Source organism: Bradyrhizobium sp. 62, from assembly GCF_023073035.1.
Classification (GTDB): Bacteria; Pseudomonadota; Alphaproteobacteria; order Rhizobiales; family Xanthobacteraceae; genus Bradyrhizobium.
In genome coordinates, this window is the sequence record NZ_JADPIT010000032.1 from 478,773 (window position 1) to 492,303 (window position 13,531).

Here is a 13,531-nt window from a genome sequence, read left to right on the forward strand (position 1 = left end):
GTGAGGGGTCTCTCTCCGCGAGTCGTCTCTACATTTGAACTCGCGGATACAACCCCTCATCCGGCGCCATAGCCGAAGCTTTGCTTCGGCGTTCTTAGGAACGCCAGCCGAAGGCCGCCTATGCCACCTTCTCCCGCAAGGGGAGAAGGGAAGAGGAGGAACACCAATGGATTTTCACCACTCCGAACGTTCGCTGGAGCTGCAGGAGCGTGTCCGCCGGTTCATGCGGACGCATGTCGAGCCGGTCGAGGAGCTCTATTACGAGCAGGTGAAGCCGGAAGCGACACGCTACAGGACGCCACAGGTCCTTCAGGACCTGAAGCGGCTGGCGCGCGAGCAGGGGCTCTGGAACCTGTTCCTCTCCGGCGAGCACGGCGAAGACCCTAACAACACTGGCTTGACCAATCTCGAATACGCGCCGGTGAAGGAGATCATGGGCCGCATCCTCTGGGCGCCGGAGGTGTTCAATTGCTCGGCGCCCGATGTCGGCAACATGGAGGTGCTGGCCAATTACGGCACGCCGGCACAGCAGGAGCGCTGGCTGAAGCCGCTCCTGGAGGGGCGCATCCGCTCCGGCTTCTCGATGACGGAGCCGCAGGTCGCCTCCAGCGATGCCACCAACATTCAATGCGAGATCAAGCGCGACGGCGGCGACTACGTCATCAACGGCCGCAAATGGTTCACCTCGGGCGCGATGAACGAGGATTGCGAGATCCTGATCGTGATGGGCAAGACGGCGCCCGACGATCCCGACCGCCACCGCCAGCAATCCATGATCCTGGTGCCGAGAGCGACGCCCGGCGTGCGCATCGTCCGCGACATGCTCACTTACGGCTATGACGACGCGCCGGTCGGCCATCCCGAGATCGTCTACGAGAACGTTCGCGTGCCGGCCGAGAACATCCTGCTCGGCGAGGGCCGCGGTTTCGAGATCGCGCAAGGCAGGCTCGGTCCCGGCCGCATCCATCATTGCATGCGGCTGATCGGCTGTGCCCAGCGCGCGCTGGAATTGATGTGCCAGCGCGCCGTCTCCCGCACGGCCTTTGGCAAGCCGCTCGCAGAGCAGGGCTCGGTGCGCGAGGACATCGCGCACTCATTCTGCGAGATCGCGCAGGCGCGGCTCTTGACGCTGCAAGCCGCCGACAGGATGGACCGCGAAGGCAACAAGGCCGCGCGCGACCTGATCGCGGCCGCCAAGATCGTGGTGCCAAGCATGGCCGCCCGCGTGATCGACCGCGCCATTCAGATCCACGGCGCTGCCGGCGTCTCGCAGGACACATTCCTCGCGCGTGCCTACGTCTACGCCCGCTTCATCCGCATCGGCGACGGACCGGATCAGGTGCATCTGGCCGCGGTAGGGAAGGAGCTGATCAAGCGCGGCGGGGTGATGGCCGGGTAGGACCGTTACCGGACGTCACCCGTTGCTGCGGGAACCTGGGTCGTGAACCAGCTTAGGAACGTCCTTGGATTGTCGCGATTGTCGCTGGCAGTTGGCGCGCTGCCCAGCGCGAGCGTTGGAGATCGTCCGCGTGCAGGAGAGCAATCATCCGACAAACGGTCCGGCCGCCCCCGCGGACAATGAGCTGCTGCGTCTCGTATTCGAGAGCGCGACGGACTTTGCTATCTTCACGATAGACCCGAACGGCATCACCACCAGCTGGAACCCCGGCGCCGAGCGGTTACTCGGGTACAAGACCGACGAAATCATCGGAAAATCGGCGGACGTGATCTTTCCCGCCGAGGAGGGTAGTTTTGAGGCGGCAGCCGAAGAACGACGCAGCGCGTTAGCTCAGGGCCGCGCCGAGGACGAACGCTGGCAGATGCGCAAGGACGGCACCCGGCTCTGGGCTTCGGGCCTGTTGATGCCGCTGGCGGAGCGCGACGCGGGTTTCGTGAAGATGTTGCGCGATCGGACCAGCCAGCACCGTGCTGCGGAGCAGCTCGCGCAAAGCGAGGAGCTGTTCCGCGTTCTCGCCACCAATATACCCCAGCTGGTTTTCCGCTCAAAAAGTGATGGTGAGCGCACTTGGGCCAGCCCGCAATGGACCATCTTCAGCGGTCTGAGCTTCGCTGATAGCATCGGTTTCGGTTGGCTTGACGCGATCCATCCGGATGATCGCGAAGAGACCCAGGCGGCCTGGCTCGAAGCGCGCGCCAAGGGCGAGTATTACGTCGAGCACCGCGTCAGGCGTTCCGCCGACAGAGAGTTCAGGTGGCATCAGACCCGCGCGGTACCGATGAAAGTCAGTTCGGATGCAGACGCTGTCGATTGGGTCGGCACGATGACGGACATCCACGAACTGCGCGTGCTTCAAGATCGGCAGAAGGTTCTCTTGGCCGAACTGCAGCACCGCAGGCGCAATCTGCTCGGGGTCGTCCAATCACTTGCCCGGCAGACGATCAGATCGAGCCCGTCCCTGGACGACTTTGCAGACGACTTTGAAAGCAGGTTGGGCGCCCTCTCCAGGGCTCAGGGTTTGCTCGCGCAAAGCGACAATCGGCCGATTGAACTCGGTGATCTGGTCAGGGCCGAATTGGAGGCGCACGCCAGTGCCGACGTGGAGAAGGTGACGACCGAGGGGCCGGCGGCGCCGTTGCCGGCGATGTCGGCGCAATCGATGGCTCTCGCGCTGCATGAGCTCGCCACGAATGCGGTAAAATACGGCGCCCTCGGCCAACCCTCAGGCCGGCTGACGGTGCGATGGGAGGTCAAGAACGATCAATCCAGGCGGCAAGCAACCGTGGTATGGTCCGAAAGCGGGGTTGCCATGCCTGAGGGCGGGCCGGCGAGAAAAGGCTACGGAAGCGAATTGATCGAGCGAGCACTTCCTTATCAGCTCGGCGCCAAAACGAAGCTTCGGTTCGAACCTGACGGCGTCCACTGCGAAATCGCCGTGCCGCTCGCGAGCGAGGAGAAGCGTGATGACTGAGTCGCAATCACTACTAGGCCGGCGGCTCCTCGTCGTCGAAGACGAGTACATGATCGCCGCCGACCTGGCCCGTGCGCTGGAAGATCGCGGCGCTGAGGTCATTGGGCCGGCGGGGTCGGTCGAGGACGCCCTGAATCTGGTTGCGGCCGAACAGCGGATAGATGGCGCCGTCCTGGACATCAATCTTCGCGGCGAACGCTCCTATCCGGTTGCCGACGCACTTCGGACGCGCGGGGTGCGGTTCGTGTTCACCACCGGTTATGACGCTTGGGCGATTCCGGATGCTTATGCAGCCGTGCCACGTGTCGAAAAGCCGGTTAACGTCAAGGCGCTCAGCGGACTGTTCTCGATCGATCAATCGGACGAGAAACCGCGGACGCTCTAGCCGCGCCCGTTGCGGGCAAGGCCGCGATCCCACTCCCTGCTGCGTTCCCGGCCTGCAAGATAGGTCGGATGATCGTTTGCCGCATTCGCGCGACAGCGCGTAGCAGATTTGCCGAGGCAAGGATTACAATCCGATCAAGCGGCGCGGGTGATGGAGTAGGGGCGATCTCTTCTTCGTTTGAGAGGGTGCACGCCTGTGCAGCAGTGTATCTGCGTTGATCGCTTCTGCGGAAAGGACGGTCGATGGGAAAGAAGAGAAGGTCGGACAGGCGAGTGGAACAATCAATCTGATTGTGAGCGCCGCGGGACTCATGTGGCCGCGCCATTTCGCCGTGGCCTCTTCTTGTCACGCTGTTGACGCAATGTCCGTCTTAGACGGCGACAACTAAAAACACCGTTTGGAACCATTCTGGTTCCTGCAATGGTTCCGCAGCCGGGGTTGGCTCGACCTGTAAACATCGCGAACCCGAACGCTTCCGCGTTTGCTTGATGATGTTTTGAGGCATCGGAACCGGACAATCGAAAATCACAGGAGATATGATGGTGTTCCGATCCAGCGCCGCAATTTGCGGCGCCGTGGTTGCGCTTGCCGTTTCCGTTACTGTTGCTCGATGCGAAGCCGCTGGAGTTCACTCAAGCGCTGTCGTCAATGTCGCTTCCGGGGAAGCGATCGTCGGCGCGGCGTCCACGTACAATCCGTTCAAGCCGGGCAAAGAGGAGGGCGGCCCGAAGACAGCCTCCGGCGAGCGCTATGATCCCTCAGTCTGGTCGGCCGCCATCAAAACGAGTTTGCGTAAGAAATTCGGTGGAGTCCAGTTTGGCGCGAAGCCGAAATACGCCCTCGTAGAGGCCGTCGGCAAGAAGGTCATCGTCAAGATAAATGACGTGGGACCGCTAAGGCCTGGCCGCATCATCGACCTCAACGAGCGGACGATGCGCCATTTTGATCCGGGCCTGCAGCGCGGGGTCATTCCCGATGTAAAGGTGCGGCCGCTTGCCGGCGGCGATTGGACCCCCGGGCCGGTTGGCTGAACCGTCGCACCAGAAGGTCGCGCAGCACGGTCCTTTGTATGTGACTGAGGGAGTGCCAGGACACACCGGCCTTGAGCCGGATCCGATGTCGGCAGGAACGAAGGCCTTTCGGGTTTGCTGCGCGCCTGCAGCAGCCATGTCTCCGCGTATAAACTGCTAGCCGGCCGTGATCTTCGAAATCCGGCCTTCAGCGACTGTGCCAAGGGAGTCCACACCCGTCGCCTCTATGCAGAGTTTAAGCGCCCCGCCCAGAGTTGCAGCAGCCAGATCCGCCTTGGCGCCTTCCCGCAGATTTTCCAGCGCCGCTGGCTCGATGTCCTTCATCCAGCAACCCAGAATGATTGTAGCCTTCGGCAATTTACGGCGAAGCCGTCGCACCGAGTAACGCATATGGGCCGGGCTGCTTGCATCCATATAGACGAGGCAGACAATGGCGACCCCATCGGTCTCCAGCCGGAAGATATTCGCCGTCGACAACGCTTCCGCTGCCTCGACTCTGGCCGACAAGCCATGCGCTCCGGTCAGTTGAGCCAGCATGATCGCAGCGGCTTCGTCGATTGGATTTCGCCCGGCCACGCAGAGCACGGGATGTTCGCCTTGCCATTCAGTGGGCAAGTCCTCCTTGCGCAGCACCCGCAGACCCTCATAAGGCGCATCCTCAGCCACGCCTTCTATGGCAGATGTAGCTTCGACATCTGTGGTCGGGCCGACCTTCGGCGGCGGACGCTCATCCTGCTCCGAAATGTTATTGGCAAATTCCTGGACCGCATCCCTGATTTTAGCCAGCCGGTCGGGATCCAGAGCGCCGCGCTCGGCATCCGCTTGAGCCAGCTGCAGTCCTCGCAAGGCGACTTCGTCGTAATAAGAGCTGAGAGATCGCTCCTTCAAGAACTCCTCGGCTTTTGCAGATGCTTCGGTCGGGTCGCCGGCGAGCATCCGCTGATAGAATATCTCAGGCGGAGAGAGCGCTGGTCGGTCTCCAAACATGACGTCCAGGAACTCCAGGCGCTCGACGTGGCGGCCCAGGACGACCAGACACACCGTAAGGGGTGTTGCCAGAACGAGGCCGATCGGACCCCAGAGCGCCGTCCAAAACGTCGCGGAAGCGACAACGGCCACCGGCGACAGTCCCGTGCTGTGTCCATAGACCATCGGCTCGAGCACATGGCCGACGACGGGCTCCACCACCACGAACAGCGCGATCGTCCACAGCAGCATCGTCCAGGTTGGATCGACCGCAACCGCGAGAGCGAGAGGGAAGGCGGCGGCGATGACCGCCCCAATGTAAGGCACGAAGCGCAGCACTGCCGCCAGAATGCCCCACAGGATCGCGCTTGGAACGCCGATCAGCCAGAGACCGATTCCTATGATGATGCCGAAGCCCCCGTTCACGAGAAGCTGGATGAGGAAAAGCCGGCTGAGGCGGCTCGCCGCGTCATCAAGGGCAGCCGTGGTGCGCTGCAGGTCATCCGAACCGGCCAGCCTGATCAGACGATTACGAAGATCCTCGCGCTGAAGCAAAATGAAGATCACGAATATGACGATGATCCCGGTCGTTGCGAGCGGATGAAGCAATGGTGAAATCAGCGTTTGCAAACTCTCCAGCGCGCCGGGATCGGGCTGAAGCACTTCCACAGGAACGGGCTTCGGCGGGGCCGCTTTCGGAGCTGCTATGGTCCCCAACGAATTCGCGGCCTCCTTGGGCTTGTCGAGTTCTTTGCTGAGGTCCTTCAACATGCTGGAAGCCCGCTCGAGTGTGCCTCGACCGGCCGTGGTCTCACGGAAGGATTGGATCTTCTCGCTTATTGTGGACTGATATCGCGGCAAATCGCCGGCCAGCTGGGCGAGTTGGGTAGCGAGCAGACTGCCCATCGCAAATATAAACGCGAAGGCGATCACGACCACGCTCACCACAGCCAAACTGCGTGGAATGCGCAGTCGCTGAACCAGTCGAACCAGAGGCGCCAGGACGAAGCTGAGCAAGACGGCCAGCGCTATCGGAATGATGATCTCGCGACCATAATACAGCACCATGACAATGATCGCGGCGAGAATGGCCATCGCCACGGCGCTCAATAGAGAAATCAGTTCTTCCGGTGTTCGTGCTTTGAATGGCTGCCTGATCACAGCTCCTCGCTAGGCCGGGAAAAGCGGCGAGTTTGTTGACGTCCAGTGAGTTCAAAAAAGCCGCGGATTGCTCCGCGGCTTCTGCATTCACCGGCTCGTATCTCAGTAGCGGTCGGTGCCGATCCCGACGCTCACGCCGGGAGCACGGAAGCCGATGCCGCTGCGCTCTTCATAGCCGCGCCGCTCGATGTAGCGCTCGCGAGGCGCATATCCGTAGGAATCGCGCCCATCGCGGATGATGACACGGCGCTCGCTGCGCTCGCGCCAGCAACGACCGTCTTCATTGCAGACCATGCGTACGTTTTGAACGTTGCTGTCCGGAGCGGCATACAGGGTGGGAGACAGCGGGGCTGCAGAAGCAGCGGTCACAAGAAGGGCACTTGCTGCGGCCGTCAGAGCGGCTGTTAAAAATTTCATGGTGTTTCTCCAAAATGTGATGTGTCAGTGAGGCAATAGACTGGGAACCCAATGGTTCCATGGCTGAACAGATATCGTCAGCTGCCGCCACTCTGTTCGCAGGCATCCCGTGCCCGAAAGACAGATCAACTCGCTATGATTGGCGATTATGACTTGGAAGATGGGATTGCGGAGAGAGCCATCGCGCGCTCTCTATGAAGATCGGCTTCGAGATCCTGGACGATGTCGTGGAGCAGAACGGCGGCAAGCGGATCGGTCACCTCTCGCTCCAACGCCCGGTAGCGCAAGATCAGGACGTCCTGTTCGTCGAATTGGCCGTGTGCAGACATGCTGTAATTCCCTCCGCATACCGACGCAGAGGCGGCTGGATAGTTTCGCTAAAAGTTCTGGATCATTGTCTATGGGGCATCAAGCGACGAGAGGCGGCCTCAGCCGGCCTTCCGCTTCCCACGATCTGCCGGCCCCCAGTGCGGAAAGCTCCAACATTGACATCATGCCCCTGTTTTGCCCGACGGAGCAAGTGGATTCGTAAAATCCGCAAAAAGGAACGCCGATGGCCAAGCCATTGAAATCGCTGTCCCCGGCTACTGTGCATGGGGTTGTTTTCGCGTTTTATTGATAGAGCAACCCCAGCGCCGCCGGTGGACGTCCCGTCATCCGGCCTTGGCGATGCGGCCGTCCGCTGCGCCCGAGCGCAGGTTCTGGAAGAACTTCTCCACCTCGCGCGACAGCGTCTCCGCCGTCTCGGTCACGCTGCTCGCAGCCGTTAGTACCGAGGAGGCCGCCGTATCGGTCTCGCCGATGGCATCGCGGAGCGAGCTGATGTTGGCGACCAGGGTCTCGTTGCCTTGGGCCGCCGATTGCGCGTTGGACGAGATCTCGCGCGTGGCGGCGTCCTGCTGGCCGATGGCTCCGGCGATCGCCGAGGTGACGTCGTTGATCTCGCGCACCGCGCCGCCGATCTCGCGGACGGCGTCGACCGCGTTGCGGGTGGAGGACTGGATCATCGAGACGTTCTCGCTGATGTCGGCGGTCGCCTTCGCGGTCTGTCCCGCGAGTGCCTTGACTTCGTGTGCGACGACGGCGAAGCCGCGACCGGCATCGCCGGCGCGCGCCGCCTCGATGGTGGCATTGAGCGCGAGCAGATTGGTCTGCTCGGCGATCGCCTGAATCAGGCTGAGCACGCCGTCGATGCGTTGCGTGGCTGCGGCCAGGCTCTCGATCTCGGCGATGGATTTCTCGGTGCGCTGGCCGGTCTGCTCGACCGCGCTGGCGGATTGCCGCACCTGCCGGCCGATCTCCACCACCGACGCCGACAGCTCCTCGGCCGCGCCTGCCACCGCCGTGACGTTGTGCGAAGCCTGCTCGGTGGCGTTCGCCGCCGTGCCGGCGCGGCTGCTCGCGTCCGCGGTGACGCGGGTGATGGTCTGCGCCGTCTCGCGCATCACGGAGGCGTTGTCGCTGAGGCCGCGCATGATCGCGCCGATCGCCTCGCGAAACGCGTCGACGGATTGTTCGATGTGGCGGGCGCGCTCTTCGCGCGCGGCGGAGTCCTGCGAGACCTGTGAGGCGAGGTTGCGGTTACGCGCCATCGCGTCCTGGAAGATCTGGATCGCGCGTGCCAGTGCGCCGATCTCGTCGGCGCGGTGGCTGTGGGGCACCACGACGTTCTCGGCGCCGTCAGCGACCTGCTTGATGGTCGCGGTGATGGCGGAGAGGGGGCGTGCGATCGAGCGGGCGATGATGACGATGCCGATCACGACGAGCGCGAGCGCCACGCCGGCGAGGCAGGTCAGGACGAGGGACAGGATGCGATTGGTCTCGGTCTCGTGCGCGATTTGCCTGGCGCGCTCGGCATAGACCTTGGACAGCGCCTCGAGATCCTTGTTCAGCGCCGAGCGCACGGTGCGGTTGGCGTCGTTGTCGCCCCATTCGCGGCCCGCGGCCGCATTGATCTCGACGCCGCGGCGCACCAGCTCCTTGCGAAACTCGACGAACTGCTCGATGCGCTTCTTGAAGGTGGCGAACTGCTCGGCATCGTCAGCCTTGACGATGGTCTCCCAGCGCTTCACGACGTCAAGGATCTGGGCGTTGAACTTGAGCAGGCCCTCGCCGTATTTCTTCACCACGGCGGGCTCGGTCGACATGTAGACGCCGCGCGATTCCATCACGACCGCATAGACCAGCGAGTTGACCCGCTCGACGTTCAGCGCGGCGGCGTTCGCAGTCTCGATCGCGCTCGTCAGGTCGGCACCGCGGCGGCTGTTGTAATCGGACAGCATCGCGATCGCCGCCGTGAGCAACGCGAACAGTGCAAAGATCGCGTAGAGCTTGTTGGCAAGCGTGAAGCGGCCGGCGAGGCCGGTGGCATTCCCAGGTCGGTCAGTTGTCATGGTTTTCAGGGGCCCGAATGGCCGGGAGCGGCCGGAGAGCGCGGTCGTGCAAATTATTGCAAAACTATGCAGAATGAAGATGGACGCGGCGTTAACGCCGGGTTTGGCCCCCTTTGCCCTCGGCCGAAAGAAAGGTAGATATTTCAGCGTCTTGATCTGAAGGTATAGTCTTGGGATCGCCCTGGAGTCGGCCTCTGGCCGACGAACCCCGGAGAGACCTTTGGTCTACCGCCACACCATCGACGCAACGACCTACACGTTCCCGGATTTGCGCGACCTGCTCGCCAAGGCGACGCCGCCGCGCTCCGGCGACCGGCTGGCCGGGATCGCCGCCGCCAGCGCCGAACAGATGATCGCGGCGCGGATGGCGCTGGCCGATGTCTCGCTCGGGCAGTTCTTGCAGGAAGCCGTCATCCCCTATGAGACCGACGAGGTCACGCGCCTCGTCATCGACAGCCACGACGCCAAAGCCTTCGCGCCGGTGGCTTCGCTGACGGTCGGTGCCTTTCGCGACTGGCTGCTGTCGGATGCCGCGACGCCCGAAATCCTGCGCAAGCTGGCAGGCGGCATCACCCCGGAGATGGCAGCCGCGGTGTCGAAGCTGATGCGCAACCAGGATCTGATCCTGGCGGCACGGAAATGCGAGGTCACCACCGCTTTCCGCAATACCATCGGTCTGAAGGGCCGGATGAGCACTCGGCTCCAGCCCAACCATCCTTTCGACGACGCCAGGGGCATCACCGCCTCCATCCTCGACGGCATCCTGCTCGGCGCCGGCGATGCCTGCATCGGTATCAACCCGGCGAGCGACGACCCGGCCGTGATCGGCCAATTGCTGCGGCTGCTCGACGAGATCATCGCGCGGCTGAAGATCCCGACCCAGGCCTGCGTGCTGACCCATGTCACCACGACGCTGTCGCTGATCGGGCAGGGGGCGCCGGTCGACCTCGTGTTCCAGTCGGTCGCCGGCACTGAGGCTGCCAACCGCAGTTTTGGCATCGACCTTGCGCTTCTGAAGGAGGCGCAGGAGGCCGGGCTGTCGCAGAAGCGCGGTACGGTTGGCCAGAACGTGATGTATTTCGAGACCGGGCAGGGATCGGCGCTGTCGGCCAATGCCCATCACGGCGTCGACCAGCAGACCTGCGAGGCGCGCGCCTATGCGGTCGCCCGCGCCTTTGCGCCCCTCCTGGTCAACAGCGTGGTCGGCTTCATCGGCCCGGAATATCTCTACGACGGCAAGGAAATCATCCGGGCCGGGCTGGAAGATCACTTTTGCGGCAAGCTGCTCGGCCTGCCGCTCGGCATCGACATCTGCTACACCAATCACGCCGAGGCGGACCAGGACGACATGGACAATCTGCTGACGCTGCTGGCGGCCGCCGGCGTCACCTTCATCATGGGCGTTCCCGGCGCCGATGACGTCATGCTGAACTATCAGTCCACATCTTTTCACGACGCGCTCTACGTCCGCGACGTCTTCGGACTGCGCCGCGCACCGGAATTCGACGACTGGCTGGTGCGGTCCGGCATTGCGGGCCCAGATTTCCGTCTTGCCGGCGATGCAGGCCTGCTGCCCGATTTTGCGTCACGGCTGATCGCGTGACTCGGCGGAGGCACCCAGCGACCCGAGGAAACCATTGGTGCCCTAGGGAATTAGGCTCATGCCACAATATTGAGAAATTCCGGCGGCAGCATTACGCTATGTGTCTGTCTGGCAATTTCCGCGGCTAAGTCGAGCGTGGCGGGGGAGCTTTGATGCGAGCTGAAAGTAACGGGACGTCCCGGCGGATTCTCTGCGTGTTTCCGCGATACACATCGTCGTTCGGGACGTTCGAGCATTCCTACCCCCTGACCGATGGCGTCCGCGCCTTCATGCCGCCGCAGGGACTTTTGCTGCTCGCGGCCTATTTGCCCAAGGAATGGCAGGTCAAATTCGTCGACGAGAACCTTCGCCGCGCGACAAGGGAAGAGTTCGAGTGGGCGGAGGCGGTCTTCGTCAGCGGCATGCACATCCAGCGCCAGCAGATGAACGATATCTGCCGCCGCGCCCACGAGTTCGATCTGCCCGTCGCGCTCGGCGGTCCCTCCGTCAGCGCCTGCCCGGATTACTATCCGTCCTTCGATTATCTCCATGTCGGCGAACTCGGCGACGCCACCGATCAGCTGCTCGAAATCTTGTCGCGCGATACCTCGCGTCCGGAAGCGCAGGTGGTGCTGACCACCAAGGACCGCGTGCCGATGACGGAGTTTCCGATCCCGGCCTACGAGCTCGCCGACGTGAAGAAGTACTTCCTCGGCAGCATCCAGTATTCCAGCGGCTGTCCCTATCAGTGCGAGTTCTGCGACATCCCCGGCCTCTACGGCCGCAATCCGCGCCTCAAATCGCCGGAGCAGATCATCGCCGAGCTCGACCGCCTGCGCGAATGCGGCATGACCGACACGGTCTATTTCGTCGACGACAATTTCATCGGCAACCGCAAGGCGGCGCTGGACCTCCTGCCGCATCTGATCGAATGGCAGAAGAGGACCGGCTACATGGTGCGGCTCGCCTGCGAGGCGACGCTCAACATCGCCAAGCGGCCGGAAATCCTCGAGAAGATGCGCGAGGCCTATTTCGTCACCATCTTCTGCGGCATCGAGACGCCCGACCCCGATGCGCTGAAGGCGATGCACAAGGACCACAATATGATGGTCCCGATCCTCGAGGGCGTGCAAACCATCAACTCCTACGGCATGGAGGTCGTGTCCGGCATCATCATGGGGCTCGACACCGACAAGCCCAACACCTCGGAGGCGCTGCTCGCCTTCGTCGAGGACTCCCGAATTCCGCTGCTCACGATCAACCTGCTTCAAGCCCTGCCGAAGACGCCGCTGTGGGACCGTCTTGAGCGCGAGGGACGCCTGGTCGAGGACGACGGCCGCGATTCCAATGTCAACTTCCTGCTGCCCTACGACGACGTCGTCGCGTCCTGGAAGCACGCCATGGCCGTCGCCTACGAGCCCGAGAAGGTCTACGCGCGCTTCCAGTATCAATGCGACCACGTTTACGTGCACCGCCTGAAGATGCCGACGCCGGATGAGATGAAGACTTGGCCCAACATCAGGCGCGGCCTCGTCATGCTGCGAAACATCTTCTGGAAGGTCGGCGTGCTCGGCGACTACAAGCGCGTGTTCTGGAAGTTCGCGCTGGGCCGCATCAAGCGCGGCGATCTCGAAGGCCTGATTGGCTGCACCCTGATCGCGCACCATCTCATCACCTTTGCGCGGGCGGCCTCGACCGGCCAGCAAAATGCCTCGAACTATTCGATCCGGCTACGCGAGGCTTCCGTCCCCGCCGAATGATGCGACATGTCTGATCCGGCCACCCCGCGTCGCCCGACCCTCGATCTGCGGTCGCTCACGCCTGCGCGCGTCGCGCTCGGGCGCAGCGGCGCGAGCCTGCCGACGCGGGCACTGCTCGATTTCACGCTGGACCATGCCCGCGCCCGCGATGCCGTGCATGCCGTCTTCGATGCGCCGCGGCTGGTTGCGGATCTCCGCGCGCTTGGCCTCGTCGTCACCGAGGCGAACAGCCGGGCGGTCGATCGCAGGGACTATCTGCGGCGGCCCGACCTGGGCAGACGGCTCGATGCCGGATCAATCGAGGCCCTGGCGCGGAGCGCCTCGGAGCCGTGCCAACTCGCCGTCGTGATTGGCGATGGCTTATCGGCGGCGGCGGTCCACGCCCACGCGGCCGCGCTGCTGATGCGTCTGCTGCCGTTGCTCGCAGCCGACGATGGTGTCGCGATCGGCCATGTCGTCGTCGCCTCAGGCGCGCGCGTCGCGCTCGGTGACGAGATCGGCGCCATTCTCGGCGCGCGCATGGTCGTGACGCTGATCGGCGAGCGGCCGGGCTTGTCGGCGCCCGACAGTCTTGGCGCCTATCTGACGTTCGCCCCGAAGCCGGGCCGCACCGATGCCGAGCGCAACTGCGTGTCGAACATCCACAAGGCCGGGTTGAGCTATGACGAGGCGGCCTTCAAGATCGCCTGGCTGGTCCGCGAGGGGCTCGCGCGGGGAGTGAGCGGTGTGGCGCTGAAGGACGAGAGCGCGGACCGCGCGCCGCGTCGAATTGGCACGGCTTTGCCCGAATGAAGGGCATTAAGGCAAAATCGCCACATCTTGATCGATTCGGCCACACTCCGCCTGCTTGCGAGAAGGGTGATTGACCTGCTAAACCCCTCGCGGCGATTTTCTGCGCATTTTCAA

General features: G+C 63.2%; 11 protein-coding genes. 7 read left to right on the plus strand and 4 right to left on the minus strand.

The window, feature by feature from the left end:
* Positions 1–166 precede the first annotated feature (166 nt).
* The 4 genes from IVB47_RS31620 (at position 167) to IVB47_RS31635 (ending at position 4,346) form a co-directional block, all read left to right on the plus strand.
* Positions 167–1,399: an acyl-CoA dehydrogenase family protein gene (locus tag IVB47_RS31620; protein ID WP_247359927.1), complete on the plus strand. Its 1,233-nt coding sequence runs from the start codon at positions 167–169 to the stop codon at positions 1,397–1,399.
* A 130-nt stretch (positions 1,400–1,529) separates the two neighbouring features.
* Positions 1,530–2,930, plus strand: a complete 1,401-nt coding sequence (locus tag IVB47_RS31625; RefSeq protein ID WP_247467372.1) for a PAS domain S-box protein — start codon at positions 1,530–1,532, stop codon at positions 2,928–2,930.
* On the plus strand, positions 2,923–3,315 hold the full coding sequence (locus tag IVB47_RS31630) for a response regulator (RefSeq protein ID WP_247467374.1): 393 nt from the start codon (positions 2,923–2,925) through the stop codon (positions 3,313–3,315). The genes IVB47_RS31625 and IVB47_RS31630 overlap by 8 nt, the downstream gene beginning before the upstream one ends.
* 539 nt (positions 3,316–3,854) lie before the next feature.
* The gene (locus tag IVB47_RS31635; protein WP_027568999.1) at positions 3,855–4,346 is read left to right on the plus strand and encodes a septal ring lytic transglycosylase RlpA family protein; all 492 of its coding nucleotides are present in this window, start codon (positions 3,855–3,857) and stop codon (positions 4,344–4,346) included.
* A 156-nt stretch (positions 4,347–4,502) separates the two neighbouring features.
* Here IVB47_RS31635 and IVB47_RS31640 read toward each other — a convergent pair whose 3' ends face one another.
* From IVB47_RS31640 to IVB47_RS31655, 4 genes are all read right to left on the minus strand, one after another.
* Complete coding sequence (locus IVB47_RS31640; protein ID WP_247468159.1) at positions 4,503–6,407, minus strand: AI-2E family transporter; 1,905 nt, start codon at positions 6,405–6,407, stop codon at positions 4,503–4,505.
* 168 nt (positions 6,408–6,575) lie between these two features.
* Positions 6,576–6,890 carry a hypothetical protein gene (locus IVB47_RS31645; RefSeq protein WP_247288689.1) on the minus strand — a complete coding sequence of 105 codons (315 nt, stop codon included), beginning with the start codon at positions 6,888–6,890 and terminating at the stop codon, positions 6,576–6,578.
* Positions 6,891–7,036: 146 nt separating this feature from the next.
* Positions 7,037–7,219 (minus strand): hypothetical protein, encoded by a 183-nt coding sequence (locus IVB47_RS31650; RefSeq protein ID WP_247467377.1) that lies wholly within the window; start codon positions 7,217–7,219, stop codon positions 7,037–7,039.
* A gap of 324 nt (positions 7,220–7,543) precedes the next feature.
* Positions 7,544–9,283, minus strand: a complete 1,740-nt coding sequence (locus tag IVB47_RS31655) for a HAMP domain-containing methyl-accepting chemotaxis protein (protein ID WP_247467380.1) — start codon at positions 9,281–9,283, stop codon at positions 7,544–7,546.
* 220 nt (positions 9,284–9,503) lie between these two features.
* Here IVB47_RS31655 and IVB47_RS31660 point away from each other — a divergent pair, with 220 nt between their 5' ends.
* The 3 genes from IVB47_RS31660 (at position 9,504) to eutC (ending at position 13,417) form a co-directional block, all read left to right on the plus strand.
* On the plus strand, positions 9,504–10,886 hold the full coding sequence (locus IVB47_RS31660; RefSeq protein WP_247467383.1) for an ethanolamine ammonia-lyase subunit EutB: 1,383 nt from the start codon (positions 9,504–9,506) through the stop codon (positions 10,884–10,886).
* A gap of 152 nt (positions 10,887–11,038) precedes the next feature.
* Positions 11,039–12,625, plus strand: a complete 1,587-nt coding sequence (locus IVB47_RS31665; RefSeq protein ID WP_247467385.1) for a B12-binding domain-containing radical SAM protein — start codon at positions 11,039–11,041, stop codon at positions 12,623–12,625.
* A 6-nt stretch (positions 12,626–12,631) separates the two neighbouring features.
* Complete coding sequence (gene eutC, locus IVB47_RS31670; RefSeq protein WP_247467388.1) at positions 12,632–13,417, plus strand: ethanolamine ammonia-lyase subunit EutC; 786 nt, start codon at positions 12,632–12,634, stop codon at positions 13,415–13,417.
* Positions 13,418–13,531 lie beyond the last annotated feature (114 nt).

Excerpts from the sequence above, each read along its gene's own strand:
- IVB47_RS31645 (WP_247288689.1), bottom strand. The coding sequence starts at position 6,890 with ATGAAATTTTTAACAGCCGCTCTGACGGCCGCAGCAAGTGCCCTTCTT.
- IVB47_RS31640 (WP_247468159.1), bottom strand. The coding sequence starts at position 6,407 with ATGGCCATTCTCGCCGCGATCATTGTCATGGTGCTGTATTATGGTCGC.
- IVB47_RS31665 (WP_247467385.1), top strand. The coding sequence starts at position 11,039 with ATGCGAGCTGAAAGTAACGGGACGTCCCGGCGGATTCTCTGCGTGTTT.
- eutC (WP_247467388.1), top strand. The coding sequence starts at position 12,632 with ATGTCTGATCCGGCCACCCCGCGTCGCCCGACCCTCGATCTGCGGTCG.
- IVB47_RS31630 (WP_247467374.1), top strand. The coding sequence starts at position 2,923 with ATGACTGAGTCGCAATCACTACTAGGCCGGCGGCTCCTCGTCGTCGAA.
- IVB47_RS31620 (WP_247359927.1), top strand. The coding sequence starts at position 167 with ATGGATTTTCACCACTCCGAACGTTCGCTGGAGCTGCAGGAGCGTGTC.
- IVB47_RS31650 (WP_247467377.1), bottom strand. The coding sequence starts at position 7,219 with ATGTCTGCACACGGCCAATTCGACGAACAGGACGTCCTGATCTTGCGC.
- IVB47_RS31655 (WP_247467380.1), bottom strand. The coding sequence starts at position 9,283 with ATGACAACTGACCGACCTGGGAATGCCACCGGCCTCGCCGGCCGCTTC.
- IVB47_RS31635 (WP_027568999.1), top strand. The coding sequence starts at position 3,855 with ATGGTGTTCCGATCCAGCGCCGCAATTTGCGGCGCCGTGGTTGCGCTT.